This window comes from Niabella ginsenosidivorans (assembly GCF_001654455.1).
GTDB lineage: Bacteria > Bacteroidota > Bacteroidia > Chitinophagales > Chitinophagaceae > Niabella > Niabella ginsenosidivorans.
Genome location: NZ_CP015772.1, coordinates 1,531,566 through 1,553,385, shown reverse-complemented (window position 1 = coordinate 1,553,385; position 21,820 = coordinate 1,531,566). Strand labels below are relative to the sequence as shown.

The window sequence follows — 21,820 nt, the reverse complement described above, 5'->3', positions numbered from 1 at the left end:
TTTTATGATGACTACAAAGTAATCATTTAAAATTAATCACCAAAAACTACTTTACGCCCTTTGTAATGCCCTCCCAGCTATCTGTTCTGAACGGTGAAGCGGGCAATCCCGCGCTGTTTATAAGACTGGCTTCGGGGTTATCTGCCCAGGCATAGCGAACAGCCACCGGGCTTTTTACATTTTTTGATGAAACAATAACGGTATTTCCTTTTATCTCCGCATCCGCCCGGTAAAATTTTTTATCGCTTCCTGCAATGCTAAAGCCCTTCAGGCTGCCACCGGAAGCCGTCATTCCCTGCGCATGATCAAAAATCAGAATGATCTTATCCCTGCTGATTTTTTGTGACCGGTAAAGCGGGCCGGAATACTCGTTTTTCCGGCCGTATATTTTATTCAGCGCAATCAGTGCCAGGCGCCTGCCTACTTCCTGTTTGTTTTTCGGATGGATATCCGTTGCATTCCCTATATCAATGATGGTTGCCATTCCGGTATTGGGAAGCTTTGTGGTCATGAGCTGGGCCTCTCTTAGTTCCGCCCAGGAAGATTCCGATGGTTCATCTGCCCGTTTCATATAATTGGCCAGTTGCACAAAGTAAAACGAGAAATCGCCCGACTGAAATCTGGAGCGCCAGTCTTTGATCATTGCCGGGAAAAGCTCTCTATACTGGTACGCCCTGCCGGCATTCGATTCCCCCTGGTACCAGATGGCTCCTTTAATGGCAAAGGAGATGACCGGATGGATCATAGCATTGTATAAAACCGTAGGCCGGTTGGGATTTTGAGGATTCTGCGGCGCGGGAGGAATGTCTTTAAATGAGAATGCTATTTTGAACAGCCAGTCTCCTGAAAGGTCGATCTGCTGCCCATCTGCCGTTCGCAGAAACATTTCTTTGACATTACCATACATACCGCCACCGCCGCCGTTATCAGCAACCCTTACAGCAATATAATTATCGCCTTTATTTACCAGTTTAGCGGGAACAGTATATCTTCTGTCCTGATTATAACCAACAGTTGCACCTACCTGTACCCCGTTAAAGAAGGCAATATCATCATCGTCAATCGTACTTAAACTTAATGTAAGATCTTTACCGGCCCAGCTATCCGGTACTGTTATTTTCTTCCGGAACCAGGCCACTCCATCCAGATCCGGGTAGCCTTTTCCTTCCCAAAGTCCCGGTACCCGCATTGTCTTCCAACCGGAGATATCCAAACCCGGCTTCGCCCATACCGCTGCACCATTTTCAAATCCTTTGTCGGCTTTGTATTTTTCCTGCTCCCATTTTTTCATCTGCGCCTCATAACCAGCCTTATCTGTTTCGGGGGCTGTTTTTATTTTTTGGGCCGCTGCCGCAAAATCCGGCAGCGTTTGCAGGGTTTCATAGCTGGTCCACGCTTCGGCAATCGTTCCTCCCCAAGAGCTGTGGATCAAACCGATAGGGATCTTTGTTTTTTCATAGACTGCTCTTGCAAAGAAATATGCTACTGCTGAAAATTCAGCAACTGTTTTCGGAGTGCAGACATCCCACCCGTTGTTACGTACTTCAAGATCCGTTTTAGGTATGTTACTTGTTACATGTATAGCCTGCAGCAGTCTTATATCAGGATAATTGGCATTTGCAATCTCCTGCTGATAATTCATAATCTTACCCCAGCCTGCCAGGGGCATTTCCATATTTGACTGACCGGAACAAAGCCATACATCCCCAATTAAAACATTGTTCAACGTGATGATATTCTCTTCTGAAATAAGTACCGTATAGGGTCCGCCAAAGGAAGGGGTATGTACCTTTATTTTCCAGTTACCGTCAACATCCGCTTTTGCCTGATAAGTTCTTTTATCCCACGAGGTTTGAACGGTAACCGTTTTTCCTGCTGCGGCAGTGCCCCAGACCGCAGCATCCGTTCTTTGCTGCAGCACCATATTGTTGCTGAAGACGGAAGGCAGCTTTACAGCAGCGTTTAAGGAAAGAACAGGGATTACAGCACTGAGCAGCAGATAAAATAATTTCCGGTAGGGCATAAAAATTTCGTTTATACCCATTAAAAATACGGATATTTTTTTGCATCCCTTTTATCTCAAAAAACATGAAACTCTATAAAGAACACCCTCACGGATTACACAGAACTGCACAGAAAAAGTTTTAGCTAACAATCAGTATTGAGTTTCCCTTTCTTGTAAAGATCTTAACGCAGCCGCATGCCGGGCCGGCCTGTGCATCGTTGTAATGCCATATTACAGCAGCAAAACGATACAGAGCTTATACCAGTAGTATACTTTTAAAAGAGTATTGTTTTCCTGACGAAGGAAGTTTGTCAAATGAATCATGGTTCGACAAGCTCCATGACATTACTTATTGAACGGGGTTTAATGTAAAAGGTATTATTTATATAAAAGCATCTGTTCTCTGCAAACGTAGGGAGCCGGGTTTTTGCCCGGCTCCCTGTTAGTTTTATATTGCATCATCAATTAGCTGTATACATACCGTATGGTAGGCGCATAGGAACTGTTATAAATAAACAGAACAGATCCTTCTTTAATGGTTTCAATAATGGGCCTGGATAATTCACGCGGAACGGCCGGGCATCCAAAGCTCCTGCCCAGGTAGCCCAGTTGATTAATGCTCGACTGGCTTACGTAAGCCGCTCCATGCAGCACAATTGCCCGCTGCAACGCCATATCATTAATCCCCTTTTCCAATCCGATCAGTTTCAGCGAATACCCGTTGTCGCCATAATAAGGCTGATCCGTCAGGTAAAAACCAAGACTGCTTTTATTAGAAGACATCGTGTTGCCAAAAGAAGAAGCCATCAGCGTTCCGGTATTTTTGCCATGTGCCACCCATGTATTGAACAGTACTTTGTAATTTTTAAGGTCCACTATATACATCCTTTTGCTGGTGCTTGGCTGATCAAAATCAATGATTGTTATGATAGAATCATTTTTAGCAATCCCCTCCTGCTGCAGCTCCTCAAAACCGTTCAGCGCATAAATAAATGCTTTTTCCGATAATCCCTGCAGGTTCAGATGAAGACTATCATAGGCAATATTATAATAAGTAAATTTTACACCTAAATTGTAAAACAGCCGGTACTGGTTCATGATCCCCAGGTCGCTTTTCACGGGCAACGGAACATCTGAACGCCACGAAAGATTAACAACCGCAGTAAGGAACAGTATAAAGGGCATTATCTTTTTGACAACAAAAAACCTCATAGTTAAAAAAATTACTTTTTTTAATTAGATACTAACAATAATTGTAAGGTTTAAACTGATCTTATAAGATCTTCTGTAATGGCCGGAAATTAACAATTTGTAAAATTCCTAAAAACCAGCGCAAAGTTAGGACATGCATCCCTGTTTTCTGTTACCAAAAACCTAAATAAAATATTTAATATAAATAAATTTATATATATCTGTTACTCAATTCCTAAAACTTCCTTTGCCAGTTGAATCATTTTGGGCTCACCGGTATGTTTACCTTTTTCATCAGAAAGTTTTACCGTAGGCACCCATCGCTTTCCGTCAAACTGAACGCCTGTTAGCTTCATTACAATATTCATAGGATGCAACCCCACATCATTGGTAAGATTGGTACCAATACCAAATGAAATACCGATCTTATCTTTTGTGGCATGCGTAATTTCAGCCACTTTTTCGGTATTGAGCCCGTCAGAAAAAATAATGAATTTATAGGCAGGGTTAATGCCCAGTTTTTTGTAATGGGCAATCACTTTTTCTGCATATGCAATAGGATCGCCGCTATCATGCCTTACCCCATCAAAAAGCTTTGCAAATTTTTTATCAAACTGCTCAAAAAAAACATCATTGGTATAAGTATCGGAAAGTGCCACCCCAAGATCCCCCCGGTATACATCCGTCCAGTGTTCCAGGCTCAGCGCATTGGCCATGGTAAACCCAAATTTAGCACCATGGAACATGAACCATTCATGGGCATGCGTGCCGATGGGCCTTGTTTTAGAAGCCATAGCCAGGTGCACATTGCTTGTTCCCACAAAGCTGCTGCCACCATGTTTTGCCAGACTATTCACTACCAGTTGCTGTACCCTGTAAGAATGCCTCCGGCGGGTTCCGAATTCTGCAACAGGAACACCCAGATCTTTGTAGATCCCGGTTTTTTCAATCGTATTTTTAATGACCGCATTATCACCTGCCCGGTCCTGGTGGGTAATGCGGTAGTATAATTCGCTTATCAGAAATAAGATCGGTACTTCCCACAGGATGGTCCGGAACCAATGCCCTTCCACTGTTACCGTAAGATCCTTACCATGCTGCTCAATATGCACCTCGCCGGGATCATACTGATAGCCGGCCAGCAGATCCAGGTAAGCCGCGTTCAGATACGGACAATTTTTTGCAAGGTATTTTTGTTCCTCTTTTGTCAGCCTTAACTCAGCCATACGGGCAATCTGTTTTTGTAAAGCATCCCCGAACCCTTCAGGAAATTCATGGTTGCCCCGGTTAATAAAGGTATACCGGGCCCGTACATCAGGGAACAGTTGCATGACCGCGCATTGCATGGTAAACTTATAAAAATCATTATCAAGTATCGATACGGACGGGAACGGGAATTCAGCTTGCTTCATCTTCAGACCGGCATTAATTTTTTCAAATGTACAGAAAGCGAAATGAAAAACGGCATTCAAGGTACTTCCTGTGAGGGCGGATATATAAAAATATAAAATCTGCCACTAATGCACGAATAAGAATAAAAACGAAGTCTTCGATCAAAACAACGCCAATAATGTGCATACTGATTGGTGTATGAGTGGCAGAGCTATTCGTTCACCCCTGTGCCCAGCCAGAGGCATATGACTATTCCTATCTTTAAGTGCCGGGCCTTATTTTTTGTCAGCTGCAGTGCACCACCTCGGCATCGTTGTGTCACTCACTTCAGCTGCGGTGCAGGTGGCAGCAGGATTCCTTCAGCGCTCTGTTTCAAAAATATATTTTAAGGTAGCTACTTTTTACCGTTCTTTGCAGCATGGCAATACAGGTAGGCATCATTATGGGCAGCGACAGTGATCTTCCGGTAATGGAACCGGCTGCTGCAGTTTTAAAAGAGCTGGGTATCGAATACGAAATAACCGTTGTATCTGCGCATCGCACTCCTCTCAGGATGATTCATTATGCTGAAAAAGCAAAGGAACGTGGATTAAAAGTGATCATAGCAGGTGCCGGAGGTGCTGCGCATTTGCCGGGAATGATTGCCTCCGTTACTACGCTGCCTGTAATCGGTGTACCCGTAAAATCAAGCAACTCCATTGACGGATGGGATTCTGTACTGAGCATTCTACAAATGCCCAATGGCGTACCTGTGGCCACCGTGGCGCTGAATGCCGCAAAGAATGCGGGCATCCTGGCTGCGCAGATCATCGGGGCATCAGATGAAGCCACCCATAAAAAGATCGCCAATTACAAGAAAGCATTGGAAGACGAAGTGCTGCTAAAAGTTGGCCGGTTAAAGGATGCAGGTCAACCCAATGAGTTTGATGACTGAAGCGGGCATTCCGGTTCCCGGACTTCCATTTTTGAGAGGCCCGTTACGCCGAAAGACTGAGAGATTTACGCGCAATTGAATATACCAGTATATACACCTTTTATAGATGACCCGTCCTGCTTCTAATACACTTAGAAACTGCCCGTGTCCTCAAAAAAGTCAAAAAGATATTCGTTCTTATAAGCTATCTGATATTCATGTAAAAGACCCAGGTACTCTTCCCGAAAGTTTTTCCTTTTATGATGTTCTTCCTGTGAGAGAACATATTTTACCAGTGTAGCTACCTGGGAATGGGAATGGGTAAAGGCCCCGTATCCGCGTTGCCATTCAAATTTGTACCTTGTAAATCTGTTTTGTTTGACCCAGGCGTTGGAAGATGTTTTAATGGCTTCTACCAGGTCAGGGATCAACTGGTTTACATTATACCCGATAAAAATGTGGATGTGGTCCGGCATTGCTCCAATTGCCAGGAGTTTGTGCTTATGGTTCTGAACAATACCGGTAATGTATTTTTCCAGATTCGTTTTCCATTCTTTTGCAATTAAAGCTTCCCGGTTTTTAGGAGAGAAAACCAAATGCAGATAACATTGTGTATAGGTGTTTGCCATAGCAATATATTTAGGTTACCGTTAAATTTACAAAAACTCAGGAACATATTCAAATATTCCGCATTATCCTGTTTCGCCGCGCTGCGGCTCTATAACTATTCTGCTTCAGCAGCTAATGATCTTCCGGTGCGCTGCACCGGTACCTTCATAACGATATTACCGCAGAGCGGTACTATCTTCGCGGAACGATATTCCATTTTCAATAAAGGGGCCGGATTTACAAAAACTCAGGAAAAATATTCAAACATCCCTCATTATCCTGTTTCGCCGCGTTGCGGCTCTATAATTTGCTATACTCCGGAACCTAATAATTTCCCGGTGCGCTGCACCGGTACCTTCATAACGATATTACCACAGGGCAACACGATCTTTCGGTACGATATTCCATTTTCAACAAAGATGCCGGATTTGTAAAAACTCAGGAAATATTCAGACATTCCACATCATCCTGTTTCGCAGCCGCGGCTCTATAATTTGCTATACTCCGGAACCTAATAATTTCCCGGTGCGCTGCACCGGTACCTTCATAACGATATTACCACAGGGCAACACGATCTTTCGGTACGATATTCCATTTTCAACAAAGATGCCGGATTGATAAATATCAAGAAAATATTCAAACATCCCACATTATCCTGTTTCGCCGCGCTGCGGCTCTATAACTATTCTGCTTCAGCAGCTAATGATCTTCCGGTGCGCTGCACCGGTACCTTCATAACGATATTACCGCAGAGCGGTACTATCTTCGCGGAACGATATTCCATTTTCAATAAAGGGGCCGGATTTGTAAAAACTCAGAAAATATTCAAACATTCCGCATCATCCTGTTTCGCAGCGCCGCGGCTCTATAATTACTATACTCCGGAACCTAATAATTTCCCGGTGCGCTGCACCGGAACTGCATGACAATGTTGCCGCAGAGCGGCGTCATCTCTATAGAACAGGATTCCATATTCCAACAAAGGTGCAGCGCACCGCAATATTCTCTATCCTTCTTCCAGGATCACAAATTGCTGTTCCAGTCCTAAAGAATGTTTATAAAGCGCATCCATCAGCGGTTTTCCATACCGGGCATACAACGGGATAAAATTTTCCACCCGCTCCTGAAGACTACCCCCGGGGAATAGCTGGTTCTTCAACTTTTCTACCTGGTTCATGGCATCCTGGTGATTGCGTTTTTCAGCGCGCAGCATTTTCTTTCCTAATTCAGTGATTTTTTTCTGCGCCACGGTTTCCAGCGCGCTAATATGCTGTACCAGGGTACTATCAATGAGCGCTGCCTGCTTTTTAAGGCTGTCATAATTCTTTGCCAGCGCATCAGAAGTTTTGTCCACATCAAGGTTGTTGGTTGTATGGACTTCGATCCATTGTTTCTTAAGATCAAAGGAAGTATGAAACAACTGCGGAACGGGAAAACCTAATTTTTCAACAAGCTCCTTCTGCTTTTTATTGATAAAGAGAAACGAATTACGCAGTACCAATAACGGGTAAGGCACCGTGTAATGATCAAATATCTTTTTTAGCTGCAGCCAGTAGGCCAGCTCTCCCCCGCCGCCAATGAAAAGTACATTTGGGAGGATCATTTCCTGGAACAGGGGCCGTAAGATCACATTGGGGCTAAACCGTTCCGGATGCTCATCCACCTCTCTTAACAGCGTCTCTCTGGTAAATAAATAACGGCTGTCCATTGCTTTCCAGTGGTCGCCCTCTCGCTCAATCCGATACCGGCCTTCATCCGTAAGATAAAATAAATTGATCTCCCGGCTGTGCGCCTGTACTTTATACCCTGCATCCACTAACTGCTGCGCGGTTTCTGCCACCAGGCCGGATGACCTTCCGTTCAGCAATTCATCTTTGAAAAGGTCTTTTGCTACCGATTTTAAAAGCGGACTATCAGGAATCACCACTACCAGGCCATAATCTGCAAACAATTCATTTACCAATTGCAGGGTCGCCTCCTGTATGGATGCGCCTTCTTTATAAAATGCTTTCAGCTGTGCAACAATGTCCGGCCCGTAAGGCAATACGCCCACCTGTGCTTCAATCCGGCCAAGCAGCTCCAGCAGCAGGTGGTCTACCTTCATTCTTCCCACAGCACCGGTCTGCCCCGTGCTCCATATCAGTTTTTCGCCGTTAACAACAACCTCTCCCAGTTCTGCCAGGTCGGCATCTTCGCTTCCCATGTAATAAACAGGAACAAAATCATATTGAGGAAACAACTGCTTGCAATATGCAGCCAGTTTAATGGCATGCAGGATCTTGTAAATAAAATAGAGCGGCCCTGTAAAAATATTTGGCTGATGCGCCGTTACAATGGTAAAGGTTGTTTCCTTTTGCAATAAGCGGATCTGCTCCTGTACTTTTTCACTGGTTGCAGTTGCTGCATATTGCTCCGTCAATGCCTGCACCAGCAAAGCCCGGTTTACGGTAACTGCTTTTCTTCTTTCAATGGCGTTTTTAAGAGCAGCCTCAGACGGAAATTCATTGCAGAACGGCTTTAACAGTCCGTTCTCATTTAAATAATCGACCACCAGCTTACTAAAGAAACCGGTTTCCGCATAAGAAATAGTAGTGCTCCTACAATCCATACAAAACCAATTACGATCCAGATTGAAAAATACAATAACATTTTTAAAATGAAATAGTTTTATTTTTAGCAAATGATTATTTTAATACAGTGCGCAGACCAGGTAGGGCTTGTGGCATCCGTTTCAAAGGTAATGGCAGATGCCGGGCTTAATATCATTTCAATGCGCGAATATGTGACTGTTGATGAGAACCGGTTTTACCTGAGGCTGGAAATAGCCGGCGCGCCTTCCCAGACAACCGGACTGGAACAACGCTTAAGAGCAGTGCTTCCGCAAAACAGCAGTATCCTTATGAACAATGCGCAGCAAAAAAAAATAGCCGTGCTGGTTACTAAAGAATATCATTGCCTGGGAGATATATTGCTGCGTAATTATTTTAACACCCTGGGCGCTTCTGTTGAATGCGTGATCGGTAACCATGACACTTTAAGACCGCTGACCGAAAAGTTTGATATTCCCTTTCACCAGGTGGATCACACTAACAAAAGCAGGGAAGCTTTTGAAAAGGAATTACTGAACGTACTTAATAAGCACACGTTTGACTATATTGTACTGGCTAAGTTTATGAGGATCCTGTCGCCCCAGTTTGTGGCCGCTTATCCCCGGCAGATCATTAATATTCACCATTCTTTCCTGCCGGCATTTATTGGGGCCAATCCATACCGGCAGGCGCACGAGCGGGGTGTAAAGCTGATTGGCGCCACTGCCCATTTTGTAACGGACACACTGGATGAAGGGCCGATCATTGCACAGCAGATCATTCCTGTTAATCATGCGCATTCCGTTAAGGATATGGTTGTTTTAGGGAAGGAAGTGGAAGAAGCCGTGCTTGCCAAAGCCCTGCAATTAGTGCTGCAGGACCGTGTAATTGTTGACAATAATAAGACCGTGGTATTTGAGAACTGACAGCAGTTGTTTAACCTTTCCATATTACAGCGGGGCACTTCGCTGAGGCAGACTCAAGGAGCACCTGATAGCCTCTATTTACCGACATATTCCCCTTATGAGACAGCCCTGTAAGGGCAACCCGTTGGTAAAATAAATGCCTTATCCGGAATGGAGCCCTGTAAAGGGCGGCCTATTGAAAAATGCAAACATACCACTATTCTGAAGCTTCAGAACGCAACATATGCGGAGGACGTAAAAGATAAAAATTATAGGTAAAGACCAATGGATGCAGCCGCTGCCATCAATCCATTCTTATTTTTTCATATTCTCAAGCATAGCTTGCAGGGTGTATATCATATCATCCTTCTCCTTGATCATACGCTCATACAGCTTTTTATTTTCCTCTAAAGCTTCCAGCCATTTTTCAATGGGATTAATGGTTGGATAGTAGCTAAATAAAGTATTCCCGTTGGCATTATCATTATTGTTAACTGTATTCGAGATTATGTTAATTGCCTGATCTTCATCAAAATTTTTTATGGCTTCAACGGGCAATTTTAAGGCTTCTGCTACCTGTTGCAGCAGGGGCGCATCAATAGTTTCTTTTTGCTCCAGCAGTGAAATTTTTTGCTGGTTCCAGTCATCGCCCAGGTCAGCAGCCAGCGCATCCTGCTTTATGCCCAGCATTTCGCGGAAACGTTTTATGTTATGGCCCTGGTGTATCTTTTTTTGCATGGCATCTGTATTTGTCATAGGTCAAATTTAAGCATTAATAAATTGTATTTTTCTTTTTTGCCGCTGTCAGGTGTTATCCAATGCAATATCCACTGAGGAAAGAAAAGAAAAAAATCATCAAAAAAATTTACCGGCCGGGCAGATCTGCCGCACGTACAGGCCCATCTCCGGCCGCTGCATTCCCACATCCTTATTTCTTCATATTTTCAAGCATGGCTTGCAAGGTATATATCATGTCGTCCTTTTCCTTGATCATACGCTCATACAGCTTTTTATTTTCCTCTAAAGCTTCCAGCCATTTTTCAATAGGATTAAACGTAGGACAATAGCTATATAATGACGGGCCGTGCATTACCGCATTATCATTATTGTTGATTGTATTAGAAATAAATTGAATTGCCTGCTCTTCATCAAAATTTTTTATGGCTTCAACGGGCAATTTTAAGGCTTCTGCTACCTGTTGCAGCAGGGGCGCATCAATAGTTTCCTTTTGCTCCAGCAGTGAAATTTTTTGCTGGTTCCAGTCATCGCCCAGGTCAGCAGCCAGCGCATCCTGCTTTATGCCCAGCATTTCGCGGAAGCGTTTTATGTTATGGCCCTGGTGTATCTTTTTTTGCATGGCATCTGTATTTGTCATAGGTCAAATTTAAGTATTAATAAATTGTATTTTTCTTTTTTACCGCTGTCAGGTGTTATCCAATGCAATATCCACGGAGGAAAGAAAAGAAAAAATCATCAAAAAAATTTACCGGCCGGGCAGATCTGCCACAAGTACAGGCCCATTTCCGGCCGCTGCATTCCCACATCCTTATTTCTTCATATTTTCAAGCATGGCTTGCAAGGTATATATCATGTCGTCCTTTTCCTTGATCATACGCTCATACAGCTTTTTATTTTCCTCTAAAGCCTCCAGCCATTTTTCCACAGGGTTAATTGTACAACTTTCATAAGTGATTTGATTAGCACTGGTGTTGGTTCCGCCATAATTCGTTTGGATATTAACGATAGCCTGTTCTTCATCAAAATTTTTTATGGCTTCAACGGGCAGTTTTAAGGCTTCTGCTACCTGTTGCAGCAGGGGCGCATCAATGGTTTCTTTTTGCTCCAGCAGTGAAATTTTTTGCTGGTTCCAGTCATCACCCAGGTCAGCAGCCAGCGCATCCTGTTTTATACCCATCATTTCGCGGAAACGTTTTATATTATGGCCCTGGTGTATCTTTTTTTGCATGGCATCTGTATTTGTCATAGGTCAAATTTAAGCATTAATATAATTGTATTTCATTTATAAAAATACGTAAAATACCACGGTAAAAAACAAAAAGGGCCTTGTATTTTACAGGCTTAAAATGTTGCGCACAAAAGCTATTTATGTGTGCTTTGTGGTTATAATAAATTATAACTATGAAAAATAACCAACGCAAAATACGCACTTTAAAAGTGTATGAAAAAGCCATCATTTATTATCTGACAGGCTATAATAATAGTGCTACTGCCCACTACCCTGAAATAAGGCTGATGGGTAAGTGGTTAACTACGGGTGGGTTTGAGGCCGGCCGGTATGTGGATGTAGCTATTGAACCCAATAAATTAACCATAACACTTAACAATTCCTTTAATAAGGAAGCTGCCCTTAAAACAACCGGACATGAAAAATAAAAAACCGCTAAAATTAAAGCACTGGCTGAAAAAATACCCAGCTGATTGTATGAACCGCCACCTACGCACCTTACTGGCGCATTATATAGGCAGCCACCCGGATAATCGCATTGATAATTTGGGCGAACTGGTACTGGACATTACCGCCCTAATGGAATTGCTGGATGTTATAGATCATACAGCAATTCCATTGAAATAATAAATAGCATTAGTTTAGTTTGCTGGTGAAAAAGGCGGTTTGGAAGGGCAAAACAGCGGTTGCCAACCTCATTATTACGGTTAGCCAACCGGTTCTTTCCGGTTCCGGAATGCTTCATATCATTATTTTAATGGTACGGAGCAGTACATAACGTATAGGATGGGTTGCCACATCCAGTTTAAAGGGTTTACCAACCGCTGTAAAGCGGTTCAGAAGGGCAAAATTGCGGTTACCAACCCTGTTGTTGTGGTTAGCCAACCGGTTTTTTCCTGTTCCGGAATGCTTCATATCATTATTTTAATGGTACGGAGCAGTGAATAACGTATACGATGGGGTGCCACACCCATTTTAAAGGGTTTACCAACCACTGTAAAGCGGTTCAGGAGGGCAAAACAGCCGTTCCGGATCTGTAAAATGACAATACAATCTCCCCCGCTGGCGGGGGAATAGAAGGAGTGTACAACAAACCAGCAGGTAAAAAGGGGGATAATCTTTTTGTTATCCCCTTCCAATAGAAAGTATCCTTTCCACTCTGTCTCCACTCTTTTATTGCTTTCCTAAAATCTGGAAACCAATTGCGTTTATCCGGTTTTCCATTTCTCCTGAATTAAGGATCACAGCCTTATCCCCTCCAGCCCACCCCCATTCGTGTTATCCTTAAAATCGAAGTTCCGCCCCCGCCAGCGGGGGATAATGAACCTACATTTATTCCGAAGGCCATACTGCCTGAATTAAGAATCTCTGCCATATTCCCCTCCGGGGAGGAACAAACCTTTAGCTGGTTGAGGAACAATAAGCATACCTGTCATTGCCTCATTGTATCAATATGACAACCAGGTACCTTTTTAGATTCAGCCCCGGTGGCATTTAATATGCATAAAAAAATCACCCCGCTATGGGATGATTCCGTTCTTTTCTTTGATTCAGGGGTTATGAGCCCTTGTTCCTGGTGGCCATACTATAGAGCCATAACAGAATAACAGCTCCTATAACGGCAAGAAAAAAGCTTCTGATGCTAAAATTATTGGGTTCGCCCCAGCCAATCATATTACCGATCCAGCCGCCTACAAAAGCGCCGGCAATACCGATAATGATGGTAATGATCCATCCACCGGGATCCTTACCCGGGTGTAACGCTTTGGCAATGGCGCCGGCAATGAGCCCAAAAATGATCCAAGATAAAATACCCATAGTTTTTTAGTTTTTATAAGGTGAATAATAGCTCAACACTTAAAGTTACTATAAAAAAACATGCCAAAAACCGGTTTTAAGGCACATTAAACAGGTAGTTATCAACAATTTGGATCTATACAATGCGGGGTATTTTCCCGGCAAGCATCATAAAATCGGCCAATGCAATGGCGGTTACCGCTTCAACGATCACCGGTGCGCGCAAGGCTACACAAAGGTCATGACGGCCCTTTACAGAAAAATCTTCCATGGTACCAGTCTGCCAGTTCAGGCTGTGCTGCTGTTTGGGCGTAGAAGCGGTGGGCTTAATGGCAATGCGAAAAACCAGCTCGTTGCCATTGGTAATCCCCCCCACAATTCCGCCGGCATTATTGGTAACCGTCTTTCCGGCTGTATTTTCTATAGCATCATTATGCTGTGAGCCAAACATCTTTGCCGCTGCAAAGCCGGCACCAAACTCCACCCCTTTTACAGCTGGAATGGTAAACAACAGGTGCGCCAGCACAGACTCCACCGAATCAAAATAGGGTTCTCCCAGGCCAACAGGCAGCCCGTTTACCCTGCATTCGATCAGCCCGCCTACGGAATCTTTGGCATCAATGGCTTTCTGCAATCCCTGTTCAGGATCAGGATCGCCGCCTATTTCAATGATCTTTGCTTCAATGGAGACCTCCCCCGACCCCCTCCTAAGGAGGGGGGGCAGATTCTGCTTTTTGCAGATGTGCTCTTTTTTTAAGCGCTTCTGCAATGCGGCTTACTACGCGCTCTTTTTCCTGTAATACTTCATTGTTTGTAAATCTTATTAACCCGTAACCATACTCCGCTAACCATTCAGTCCGTACATTGTCATATTGCTGTTGCTCTGCATTATTATGATATCCTCCATCGATTTCTATCACTAACTTTCTCTCAATACAAACAAAATCCGGAATATACCCCGAAACAGGATGCTGTCTTCTGAACTTACAGTTTTCTATTTTCCGGTTCCGCAACTCCTCCCATAGCAACGCCTCTGCTTCTGTTGCGTTCTTTCTGTTTTGTTTAGCAAAATCAGATAAAATCCGCCACTCATTTACTGTACTGGTCATATAACCAGGAGTGGACTCTTCCCCTCTCCCGGGGAGAGGTCCCGATGGTTCGGGAAGGGGTGAGGTCTTATCAGCCAAATTCAGCAGCTTCTTCGCAATCACCCCTGCTGCTACCAGCCCTGTTGTCAGGCGGGCACTGAAATGTCCTCCTCCCCTGTAGTCTTCATATCCGCCAAATTTCTTATGCGCCACAAAATCTGCATGACCGGGGCGCGGGAAATCGCGCAGTTTTTCATAATCGCCGCTGCGGGTGTTCTTATTTTCAAAATAGATCACTACCGGGAAACCGGTTGTTCTGCCGTTAAAAACACCGCTTTTAAAAATGGGAATATCGTCTTCCTTTCTTGGGGTAGCCCCCTTTTGAGTACCGCCTTTCCGGCGCTCCATATCCGGCAGGAAATCTGCCACCGGCACTTCCAGTCCGGCAGGCAGGCCATCCAGCACAACGCCTACACATTCTCCATGTGACTCCCCAAAGATCTGTACCCGGAACAGCTGACCAAATGCATTCATAATCGCTTATTTATTTTCTTTATCAGAATAGATTTCTTTTAAAGCAGCTCCATATTCCAGATCTCCCGTAACTTTTGCGCCCAGTTGTTTTAAATGCTCATAAAAATCGGGATATGATTTATTAACTGCCTGGGCTTCTTCTATGGTTGTTGGCCCGTTTGCCTTTAAGGCGGCTGTTGCGCAGGCCATAGCAATACGATGATCGTGACGGGAATGTACCAATGCCCCTTTGACCGGACCGCCATGAACGTGCATCCAATCGCCATCCAGTTCCACCTGTATGCCCATTTTTCCAAATTCCTGCTGCAAGGTCAGCCCCCGGTCGCTTTCCTTATGCGCTAACCGGCTTACCCCTTTTATAGTGGTAACCCCTTTACAATTGGCGGCTAAGGCTACCAGGGGTGGAAACAGATCCGGACAGTCCGTAGCGTCAAACTCAAAAGCCGTTAACGGTGCCGCATGCAGCTTAATACCCTTTGCCTCCATGGCAATGCCCGCATTGGCCGCCATCAATGCTTCCAGGATCTTTTTATCTGCCTGTGTGCTTGATTGCTGCAGGCCGCTTACACGGATATCGCCTGCTATAGCACCCGCCACCAATAAAAACGCTCCCCCGCTCCAGTCGCCTTCAACGGTATAACTGATTTGAGATTTCAGATTCGAGACCTGAGACTTGAGATCTGAGTTCTGATGGCTATCGGGATGAGACGCAGGTTTAAATATAAACGCTTCGTAGTTTTTATTTTCAGGAACATTCATCCCGAATTGCTGCATTACATCCAGGGTAAGGTCAATATAAGGTTTGCTTTTCAGATCCTTTACCTGAATGGTTACCGGATGATCGATGGGCGCTACAGAAAAAGCCATTAACAGGCCGGTTAAGAACTGGGAGCTTAAAGACCCGTCAATAGTAATATCTTTTGGCTGTAAGGGACCATTTACTTTTAATGGCAGCTTACCGCTGTTGGAACTGATGGTCACTCCCAGCTGCGGCAATACCTGGTCAAAGAAATCCATAGGGCGTGTTACCAGGCTGCCTTCCCCGTTAATGGTGACTTCATTATTGCATAAGGCAACTACCGGGGTAAACATGCGGATGCTTAAGCCACTTTCCCCGCAATTGACACTGTTTTCTTTTGACCGGATGTTACCGGGATCATCCAGGAAGGAGCTGTTTATTTCAATGGTCTCATCATTAACCAGAGTAATTACAGCGCCCAGTGCTTTTATAATGCCCTGCGCCGCTTTATCATCATTACTATGCCCGGGGTTGGTAATGATCGCTTTTTTTGTTGACAGCAAAGCTGCCGCACAGGCACGCTGCATAGAGCTTTTGGATGCCGGTGCATAAATATTGCCCGCTAATGTGGATGGATATATGGTTCTGTTCATTTTTTAGATGTTAGATGTTAGACAATAGATATCAGACATGACACTGAAGACTAATCCCAGGAGTGACCAAAAAGTCCCTTTTGCCATGCTGAATTTATTTCAGCATCTAAAATGGCGTCTGATTGTCAATAGATTCTGAAACAAGTTCAGAAAGACAATTCACTATAAACAGACTTTTTGACCACCCCTAATTCTTAATCCTCAATTCTCATAATCTGCTTATTATCTTTTCCAGCTGCTTCATAGGAATGGCTTTTACCACTCCTTTTCCTATTTTGTCCAGCAATACAAAGTTCATTTCTTTCTGTTCGCGCTTTTTGTCCATTTTCAGGCTGTTAAACACTTTCTGCTTATTAAAGCTGGCATAAGTAGGCAAATGATACTGTTCCAAAAGCGCTACTACGTCTTCAGTCTGGGCAAAGCCGGTGATCTTTTCTGAAATATGGCAGGCATAAGTGGTGCCAATTGCTACCGCCTGTCCATGCATCAGCTCATATTCCTTTTCCAGCGCATGGCCCAATGTATGGCCCAGGTTTAACAAACGGCGCTCGCCTTTTTCAAACTCATCCTTTTGTACTACCCGGGTCTTAATTAAAGCATTCCTCCGGATAAGATCGCTTAGCTTACGACTGTCTTCCTGGTAAGAAGTAATAGATTCTTTCTGTAACTGCCGGAACATAGCAGCATCCTTTATACAGGCATGTTTAATGATCTCTGCAAAGCCATTCTCCCATTCGCTTTGGGGCAATGATTGTAACAGGGAAATATCATGCAGGATAAAAGAAGGCTGCCGGATAACACCCACCAGGTTCTTATACCGGTCTACATCAATACCATTTTTCCCGCCAATGGAAGCATCTACCAGCGCCAGTATAGAAGTGGGAACAAATCCAAAACGAAGCCCCCGCATATATACAGAGGCAATATACCCCGTCAGGTCCGTAATCACACCGCCGCCAACACCTACCAATACTGTTTTACGGTCGGCTTCCATCTTTATTAATGTGTCAATCACTTCATCAACGGTGGCCTGCACTTTATAGGCTTCCCCCGGCTTCAGCGCAATAACATTGCAGCCTTTGAATTTTGCCGTATGCGCTTTAAAAATATTTTCGTCGGTGATGATGACCAGCGATTTTTTATCAGCGATCTTCGACAGTTGTTTTATGGAGCTGTCAAAATAAAAATGGGTAGCTGCGTTTGAAAATTTTATTATTTTTTCCATTCTTGTTGGTTCATGGATCATCGATCATAGTTCATGGCGCACGGCATCAAATTATTCATCAGAAGCCATGAACCATAAACCATGAGCTATTAACTATTATGCATCCATTATGTTCTTCTGATGATTGATGCTTTCCAGGTGCACGGCATCCAGGTATTTCATAATAAAATCCCTGCTCAGGCCCAGCTTTTCGCCCCTGGCCATCATTTTATCCAGGATCTCCTGCCATCGGTTGGTTTGAAGAATGGTGAGGTTGTTTTCTTTTTTATACTGGCCGATCTGATCTGCAATCTTCATGCGCTGGGAAAGGATCTGCAGCATTTCATCATCCAGGTGATTGATCTGCTGACGCAGCTTTTCCAGTCCGCCCTGCAACTGTGAGTTATCTTTATTCTCTTTTCTCCATACGATCGCTTCCAGCATTTCTTTCAGGCGCTCCGGTGTTACCTGTTGCTTGGCATCGCTCCAGGCATTATCCGGATCAATATGCGACTCGATCATTACACCATCATAATCCAGATCGATGGCTTTCTGCGCTACATCAAACAAGCCATCCCTGTTGCCACAAATATGCGAGGGATCGTTAATGATCGGCAATTCCGGGAAACGCAGCTTCATATCAATGGCCAGGTGCCACATGGGCGCATTGCGGAACTGGGTATTTCCATAGGAAGAAAATCCGCGGTGAATCAGCCCGATCTCTTTTACACCGGCACGTGCAATACGCTCCACTCCGCCGCTCCATAATTCAAGATCAGGATTGATCGGGTTCTTTACCAACACCGGTACATCTACTCCCCGCAGGGCATCCGCCACTTCCTGTACACTGAACGGGTTTACAGTAGTACGTGCGCCAATCCAAAGTATATCCACATCAAAGGTCAGCGCGTCCTCTACCTGTTTTGCTGTAGCTACTTCCACCGCAGTGGGCAGACCTGTGGCTTTTTTTGCCGCCTGTAACCAGGGTAAGCCTTTTGCACCAATGCCTTCAAACATGCCGGGCTTGGTTCTTGGCTTCCAGATGCCGGCACGCAATGCATCTACTACTCCCGTAGCAGCCAGGCGCTGCGCCGTAGCTATTACCTGTTCTTCCGTTTCAGCGCTGCAGGGACCGCTGATCACGATCGGGCGCTTTTTCCATACCTGTTGGGTTTTTTCTTTATCCGTCATTTCAAGAGTTTTCATTTTTTACTAAAGAGTTTTTAAAATTATAGAATTATTTAATGATCCGCTTTATTTTATTGGCATCATTGATCAGCGCCTGTAAACCCGCATTATCATTGGTTTGTATGGATTCTTTAAACCGGGTCAGCTGGTCAATATGTTCGGTCAGCACGTCAATGATGTTCTCCCTGTTCTGAAGGAAAATGGGCACCCACATTTCGGGGTTGCTTTTTGCCAGGCGAACCGTACTTTCAAAACCGGCAGAAGCAATTTCAAAAATGGCACTTTCCACTTTCTCTTTTTCCAGCACCGTATTGGCCAGTGCAAAAGAAGTGATGTGCGATATATGGCTTACGTAGGCCACGTGCAGATCATGCGCCTTTGCTTCCATCTGCACCAGCCGCATCCCTATTTTTGTATACATCTTTTCTACCCATTCCAACGCATCGGGGTCCGACTCCTTTGGATTACAGATGATCACCGCTTTTCCTTCAAAGGCCCCGCGCACTGCGGCTTTTGGTCCGCTGTACTCCGTACCCCACATCGGGTGCGTAGCCACGTACCGCCCGCGTTTGGGATGGTGCTTTACCGCTTCAATTACCGCGGTTTTGGTAGAGCCCAGGTCAAAAACAACCTGATCCGTCACCTTATCCAGCACCTGTGGCAGCAGCGTCACCATTTTATTAACGGGTATGGCCAGTATAATTATTTCGGCTGTTGCTATTGCCTCATCCAGCGGTAAAAACTCATCTACCAGCTCGTATTCCAGTGCCTGCTCTGCATGCTCTTTACTGGCTTCAACGCCGATGAGCCTTGATGACAGCTTTTTTTCATGCAACTGCAAGGCCATGGAGCCACCGATGAGGCCCACGCCAATAATTGCTATTTTTTTCCGGTTGCCTATTTTCATTTTTTCAGCGCTTCTTTTACCCGTTGTATGGCTTCATCAAACCGCTCTACTGATCCGCATAAACTAATGCGGATGTAACGGTCTCCTGCGGTGCCAAAGATACCTCCGGGTGTTATAAATACATTTGCCTTATACAGTATTGCATCAGCCAGTTCATACCCGTCCTTATAGGCTTCCGGAACTGAAGCCCATAGAAACATACCTGCCTGTTCTCTGGAATAAGCGCATCCCAGCAGGTTTAGCAATTCATGCACTTTTTCCCTGCGCGCACGGTAAACCGCATTGACCTCGTCATACCATTCTTTACCCAACATGAGCGCTTTTGCAGCAGCCAGCTGCATGGGCAGGAACATGCCACTATCCATATTGCTTTTGAACCGTAATACTTCATTAATGCGGTCGGCAACGCCTGCCAGCATTCCCAGACGCCAGCCCGCCATATTATGCGATTTGCTCAGGGAATTGAGCTCAATTACCACATCTTTTGCGCCATCAATGCTCAACAAGCTAACGGGATGATCATTTAATATAAAGCTGTAAGGATTATCATGTACAATTAAAATGTGATGTTTTTTTGCAAAAGCCACCAGCCGTTCGAACACACCCATATCCGGCAGCTGACCAGTGGGCATCTGCGGGTAGTTTACAAACAGGAGCTTTACCTTACTCAGATCCAGCAATTCCAGCTTTTCCAGATCCGGCTGGTAATGATTGGCGGCGGTTAATTCATAATTTATTGTAATACCCCCGGCAATTTTTACATTGCTCCCATAGGTGGGATATCCCGGATTGGGCACTAAAGCAGCATCTCCTTCATTCAGGTAAGTCATGCAAATGTGCATAATCCCCTCCTTACTTCCTATAAGCGGAAGGATCTCTGTTTCCGGGTCCAGCGTTACGCCATACCAGTTCCGGTACCAGTCTGCATACGCCTTACGCAGCACCGGGCTTCCCTTATAATTCTGGTAGCCGTGCACATTTGGCTTCGCTGCTTCTTCCTGCAGGGTTTTGATCACTTCCGGATGCGGCGGAAGGTCAGGACTGCCGATACCCAGGTTGATCACTTTCTTTCCCTGCTTATTCAGCTCATCTATTTCCCGCAGCTTTTTTGAGAAATAGTATTCGCCCACGCCCTGTAATCTTTTTGCTATTTCCATATTCCTTTATTATAGACTCCGTAAATCTTTACCTGTTCTGTCAGTGGTTTTATTTTTTCAATGACCCGCTCAAAGGTCTTCATACTGTCAAACTCCATATCCGCATGAAACTGGTACTTGAACTCCGAACCGGGAATGGGAAAGCTTTGCAGTTTGGTGAGGTTGACCTTATGTATTGCTATTACGCCCAGTACCCGGGCCAGGCTGCCTTCCTTATGCACCGTCTGAAAATTGACGGATGCTTTATTACCCGCCTGGCTGCCTGCTATATCTTCGGGCCGTTTCAAAACAAGGAAGCGGGTATAATTCTTTTTTTGTGTCTGGATCTTTGGAGCAATAATTTTCAGGTCAAACAGCTCTGCTGCCAGGCTGCTGGCAATTGCGGCTGTATGTTTGGATTTATATTGTGCAATATGCCGGGCGCTTAAAGCCGTATCTTCCGATTCCACCAGCTTCCATTTATACTGATCTAAAAAGTCATAACATTGCTGCAGTGCCATTGTGTGTGAGTGCACTTCCCGTATATCCTCCAGGTCTACATTATGATTCACCAGCAAATTCTGGTTGATCTGGAGGTATATTTCCCCAACGATCTTCAGGTTACTTTTCTGCAGCAGGTTGTAATTAGGCAAAATGCTGCCGGCTATGGAATTCTCAATGGCCATGAGGCACCCATCCGTTTGTTTTTTATCCTTTGCCGCGGCGATCACTTCCCTGAAAGTACTACAACAAAGCACTTCCACATTTTTTCCATAAAAGAGCCGCGCGGCCATCTGATGAAAACTTCCTTCATATCCCTGTATCGCAACGGGCCCGTTGGCTACTGCCTCCAGCTTCTCCGGGAAGGAGTTATTAAGTGGTACCGGATCTGCCTGATCCGGATGGATGGTTTCGCTGCCCGTTTCTCGTTGCGTCATATTTAAAACTTTTTTCTTTATTCTCCGGTTAAGGATCTCAAAAAGGGTTAAAAAAAATCCCGGCCTT

At 44.6% G+C, this 21,820-nt stretch carries 22 protein-coding genes; 4 read left to right on the top strand and 18 right to left on the bottom strand.

All coding sequences use genetic code 11. The annotated features are described in order from the left end of the window. Window positions 1-46: 46 nt before the first annotated feature. The 3 genes from A8C56_RS06450 to pncB form a co-directional block, all read right to left on the bottom strand. A complete protein-coding gene (locus A8C56_RS06450; RefSeq protein ID WP_245645782.1) occupies window positions 47-2,044 on the bottom strand; it encodes a sialate O-acetylesterase in 1,998 nt (665 codons plus the stop codon). A gap of 426 nt (window positions 2,045-2,470) precedes the next feature. Further along, window positions 2,471-3,217 carry a murein L,D-transpeptidase catalytic domain family protein gene (locus A8C56_RS06445; protein ID WP_067753529.1) on the bottom strand — a complete coding sequence of 249 codons (747 nt, stop codon included), beginning with the start codon at window positions 3,215-3,217 and terminating at the stop codon, window positions 2,471-2,473. Between the two features lie 203 nt (window positions 3,218-3,420). Continuing rightward, on the bottom strand, window positions 3,421-4,608 hold the full coding sequence (gene pncB / locus A8C56_RS06440) for a nicotinate phosphoribosyltransferase (RefSeq protein ID WP_067761683.1): 1,188 nt from the start codon (window positions 4,606-4,608) through the stop codon (window positions 3,421-3,423). Between the two features lie 398 nt (window positions 4,609-5,006). Between pncB and purE the strand changes: the two genes are divergently transcribed. After that, window positions 5,007-5,522, top strand: a complete 516-nt coding sequence (gene purE / locus A8C56_RS06435; protein WP_067753527.1) for a 5-(carboxyamino)imidazole ribonucleotide mutase — start codon at window positions 5,007-5,009, stop codon at window positions 5,520-5,522. A gap of 131 nt (window positions 5,523-5,653) precedes the next feature. Here the strand turns inward: purE and tnpA are convergent, their stop codons facing one another. Together tnpA and bshC are read right to left on the bottom strand one after the other, a co-directional pair. Beyond that, the gene (tnpA, locus tag A8C56_RS06430) at window positions 5,654-6,130 is read right to left on the bottom strand and encodes an IS200/IS605 family transposase (protein WP_067753525.1); all 477 of its coding nucleotides are present in this window, start codon (window positions 6,128-6,130) and stop codon (window positions 5,654-5,656) included. 986 nt (window positions 6,131-7,116) lie between these two features. Beyond that, the gene (bshC, locus tag A8C56_RS06420) at window positions 7,117-8,718 is read right to left on the bottom strand and encodes a bacillithiol biosynthesis cysteine-adding enzyme BshC (RefSeq protein WP_067753521.1); all 1,602 of its coding nucleotides are present in this window, start codon (window positions 8,716-8,718) and stop codon (window positions 7,117-7,119) included. A gap of 72 nt (window positions 8,719-8,790) precedes the next feature. Between bshC and purU the strand changes: the two genes are divergently transcribed. After that, on the top strand, window positions 8,791-9,624 hold the full coding sequence (purU, locus tag A8C56_RS06415) for a formyltetrahydrofolate deformylase (protein WP_067753518.1): 834 nt from the start codon (window positions 8,791-8,793) through the stop codon (window positions 9,622-9,624). Between the two features lie 294 nt (window positions 9,625-9,918). On the opposite strand, the gene A8C56_RS06410 is transcribed toward purU, so the two are convergent. The 3 genes from A8C56_RS06410 to A8C56_RS06400 all read right to left on the bottom strand — a co-directional run bounded on the left by A8C56_RS06410 (window position 9,919) and on the right by A8C56_RS06400 (window position 11,587). Further along, window positions 9,919-10,359: a helix-turn-helix transcriptional regulator gene (locus tag A8C56_RS06410; RefSeq protein WP_245645780.1), complete on the bottom strand. Its 441-nt coding sequence runs from the start codon at window positions 10,357-10,359 to the stop codon at window positions 9,919-9,921. A 172-nt stretch (window positions 10,360-10,531) separates the two neighbouring features. Next, window positions 10,532-10,978 carry a helix-turn-helix transcriptional regulator gene (locus A8C56_RS06405; protein WP_218917260.1) on the bottom strand — a complete coding sequence of 149 codons (447 nt, stop codon included), beginning with the start codon at window positions 10,976-10,978 and terminating at the stop codon, window positions 10,532-10,534. A 171-nt stretch (window positions 10,979-11,149) separates the two neighbouring features. Next, entirely contained in the window at window positions 11,150-11,587 is a 438-nt protein-coding gene (locus A8C56_RS06400) for a helix-turn-helix transcriptional regulator (RefSeq protein WP_084490061.1), read from the bottom strand. 155 nt (window positions 11,588-11,742) lie between these two features. Between A8C56_RS06400 and A8C56_RS06395 the strand changes: the two genes are divergently transcribed. Together A8C56_RS06395 and A8C56_RS06390 are read left to right on the top strand one after the other, a co-directional pair. Then, window positions 11,743-11,997 carry a SymE family type I addiction module toxin gene (locus A8C56_RS06395; protein ID WP_067753515.1) on the top strand — a complete coding sequence of 85 codons (255 nt, stop codon included), beginning with the start codon at window positions 11,743-11,745 and terminating at the stop codon, window positions 11,995-11,997. Continuing rightward, window positions 11,987-12,196 carry a hypothetical protein gene (locus A8C56_RS06390; RefSeq protein ID WP_067753512.1) on the top strand — a complete coding sequence of 70 codons (210 nt, stop codon included), beginning with the start codon at window positions 11,987-11,989 and terminating at the stop codon, window positions 12,194-12,196. Before A8C56_RS06395 ends, A8C56_RS06390 begins: the two co-directional genes overlap by 11 nt. 114 nt (window positions 12,197-12,310) lie before the next feature. Here the strand turns inward: A8C56_RS06390 and A8C56_RS24360 are convergent, their stop codons facing one another. The 10 genes from A8C56_RS24360 to A8C56_RS06340 form a co-directional block, all read right to left on the bottom strand. Continuing rightward, window positions 12,311-12,484, bottom strand: a complete 174-nt coding sequence (locus tag A8C56_RS24360) for a hypothetical protein (protein ID WP_157097891.1) — start codon at window positions 12,482-12,484, stop codon at window positions 12,311-12,313. A gap of 642 nt (window positions 12,485-13,126) precedes the next feature. After that, entirely contained in the window at window positions 13,127-13,387 is a 261-nt protein-coding gene (locus A8C56_RS06380; RefSeq protein ID WP_067753506.1) for a GlsB/YeaQ/YmgE family stress response membrane protein, read from the bottom strand. Between the two features lie 115 nt (window positions 13,388-13,502). Then, complete coding sequence (locus tag A8C56_RS06375; protein WP_245645778.1) at window positions 13,503-14,135, bottom strand: chorismate synthase; 633 nt, start codon at window positions 14,133-14,135, stop codon at window positions 13,503-13,505. Continuing rightward, the gene (locus A8C56_RS24065; protein WP_084490059.1) at window positions 14,074-14,988 is read right to left on the bottom strand and encodes a chorismate synthase; all 915 of its coding nucleotides are present in this window, start codon (window positions 14,986-14,988) and stop codon (window positions 14,074-14,076) included. Before A8C56_RS24065 ends, A8C56_RS06375 begins: the two co-directional genes overlap by 62 nt. Before the next feature lie 6 nt (window positions 14,989-14,994). Then, window positions 14,995-16,380, bottom strand: a complete 1,386-nt coding sequence (gene aroA, locus A8C56_RS06365; protein ID WP_067753503.1) for a 3-phosphoshikimate 1-carboxyvinyltransferase — start codon at window positions 16,378-16,380, stop codon at window positions 14,995-14,997. A 208-nt stretch (window positions 16,381-16,588) separates the two neighbouring features. After that, window positions 16,589-17,605 (bottom strand): 3-dehydroquinate synthase, encoded by a 1,017-nt coding sequence (aroB, locus tag A8C56_RS06360; RefSeq protein ID WP_067753500.1) that lies wholly within the window; start codon window positions 17,603-17,605, stop codon window positions 16,589-16,591. 96 nt (window positions 17,606-17,701) lie between these two features. Continuing rightward, window positions 17,702-18,790, bottom strand: coding sequence for a chorismate mutase (locus A8C56_RS06355; protein WP_084490057.1), 1,089 nt, complete (start codon window positions 18,788-18,790; stop codon window positions 17,702-17,704). A gap of 31 nt (window positions 18,791-18,821) precedes the next feature. Beyond that, window positions 18,822-19,679, bottom strand: coding sequence for a prephenate dehydrogenase (locus A8C56_RS06350; RefSeq protein ID WP_067753494.1), 858 nt, complete (start codon window positions 19,677-19,679; stop codon window positions 18,822-18,824). Next, window positions 19,676-20,836 (bottom strand): pyridoxal phosphate-dependent aminotransferase, encoded by a 1,161-nt coding sequence (locus tag A8C56_RS06345; RefSeq protein ID WP_067753491.1) that lies wholly within the window; start codon window positions 20,834-20,836, stop codon window positions 19,676-19,678. Before A8C56_RS06345 ends, A8C56_RS06350 begins: the two co-directional genes overlap by 4 nt. Next, window positions 20,827-21,753 carry a prephenate dehydratase gene (locus A8C56_RS06340; RefSeq protein WP_071609320.1) on the bottom strand — a complete coding sequence of 309 codons (927 nt, stop codon included), beginning with the start codon at window positions 21,751-21,753 and terminating at the stop codon, window positions 20,827-20,829. Before A8C56_RS06340 ends, A8C56_RS06345 begins: the two co-directional genes overlap by 10 nt. Between the last annotated feature and the right edge of the window lie 67 nt (window positions 21,754-21,820).

Excerpts from the sequence above, each read along its gene's own strand:
- purU (WP_067753518.1), top strand. The coding sequence starts at position 8,791 with ATGATTATTTTAATACAGTGCGCAGACCAGGTAGGGCTTGTGGCATCC.
- A8C56_RS06380 (WP_067753506.1), bottom strand. The coding sequence starts at position 13,387 with ATGGGTATTTTATCTTGGATCATTTTTGGGCTCATTGCCGGCGCCATT.
- A8C56_RS06350 (WP_067753494.1), bottom strand. The coding sequence starts at position 19,679 with ATGAAAATAGGCAACCGGAAAAAAATAGCAATTATTGGCGTGGGCCTC.
- pncB (WP_067761683.1), bottom strand. The coding sequence starts at position 4,608 with ATGAAGCAAGCTGAATTCCCGTTCCCGTCCGTATCGATACTTGATAAT.
- A8C56_RS06445 (WP_067753529.1), bottom strand. The coding sequence starts at position 3,217 with ATGAGGTTTTTTGTTGTCAAAAAGATAATGCCCTTTATACTGTTCCTT.
- A8C56_RS06410 (WP_245645780.1), bottom strand. The coding sequence starts at position 10,359 with ATGACAAATACAGATGCCATGCAAAAAAAGATACACCAGGGCCATAAC.
- A8C56_RS06395 (WP_067753515.1), top strand. The coding sequence starts at position 11,743 with ATGAAAAATAACCAACGCAAAATACGCACTTTAAAAGTGTATGAAAAA.
- A8C56_RS06340 (WP_071609320.1), bottom strand. The coding sequence starts at position 21,753 with ATGACGCAACGAGAAACGGGCAGCGAAACCATCCATCCGGATCAGGCA.
- A8C56_RS24065 (WP_084490059.1), bottom strand. The coding sequence starts at position 14,988 with ATGAATGCATTTGGTCAGCTGTTCCGGGTACAGATCTTTGGGGAGTCA.
- A8C56_RS06450 (WP_245645782.1), bottom strand. The coding sequence starts at position 2,044 with ATGGGTATAAACGAAATTTTTATGCCCTACCGGAAATTATTTTATCTG.
- A8C56_RS06390 (WP_067753512.1), top strand. The coding sequence starts at position 11,987 with ATGAAAAATAAAAAACCGCTAAAATTAAAGCACTGGCTGAAAAAATAC.
- A8C56_RS06345 (WP_067753491.1), bottom strand. The coding sequence starts at position 20,836 with ATGGAAATAGCAAAAAGATTACAGGGCGTGGGCGAATACTATTTCTCA.
- A8C56_RS06400 (WP_084490061.1), bottom strand. The coding sequence starts at position 11,587 with ATGACAAATACAGATGCCATGCAAAAAAAGATACACCAGGGCCATAAT.
- A8C56_RS06355 (WP_084490057.1), bottom strand. The coding sequence starts at position 18,790 with ATGAAAACTCTTGAAATGACGGATAAAGAAAAAACCCAACAGGTATGG.
- aroA (WP_067753503.1), bottom strand. The coding sequence starts at position 16,380 with ATGAACAGAACCATATATCCATCCACATTAGCGGGCAATATTTATGCA.
- purE (WP_067753527.1), top strand. The coding sequence starts at position 5,007 with ATGGCAATACAGGTAGGCATCATTATGGGCAGCGACAGTGATCTTCCG.
- aroB (WP_067753500.1), bottom strand. The coding sequence starts at position 17,605 with ATGGAAAAAATAATAAAATTTTCAAACGCAGCTACCCATTTTTATTTT.
- tnpA (WP_067753525.1), bottom strand. The coding sequence starts at position 6,130 with ATGGCAAACACCTATACACAATGTTATCTGCATTTGGTTTTCTCTCCT.
- A8C56_RS24360 (WP_157097891.1), bottom strand. The coding sequence starts at position 12,484 with ATGAAGCATTCCGGAACAGGAAAAAACCGGTTGGCTAACCACAACAAC.
- A8C56_RS06405 (WP_218917260.1), bottom strand. The coding sequence starts at position 10,978 with ATGACAAATACAGATGCCATGCAAAAAAAGATACACCAGGGCCATAAC.
- bshC (WP_067753521.1), bottom strand. The coding sequence starts at position 8,718 with ATGGATTGTAGGAGCACTACTATTTCTTATGCGGAAACCGGTTTCTTT.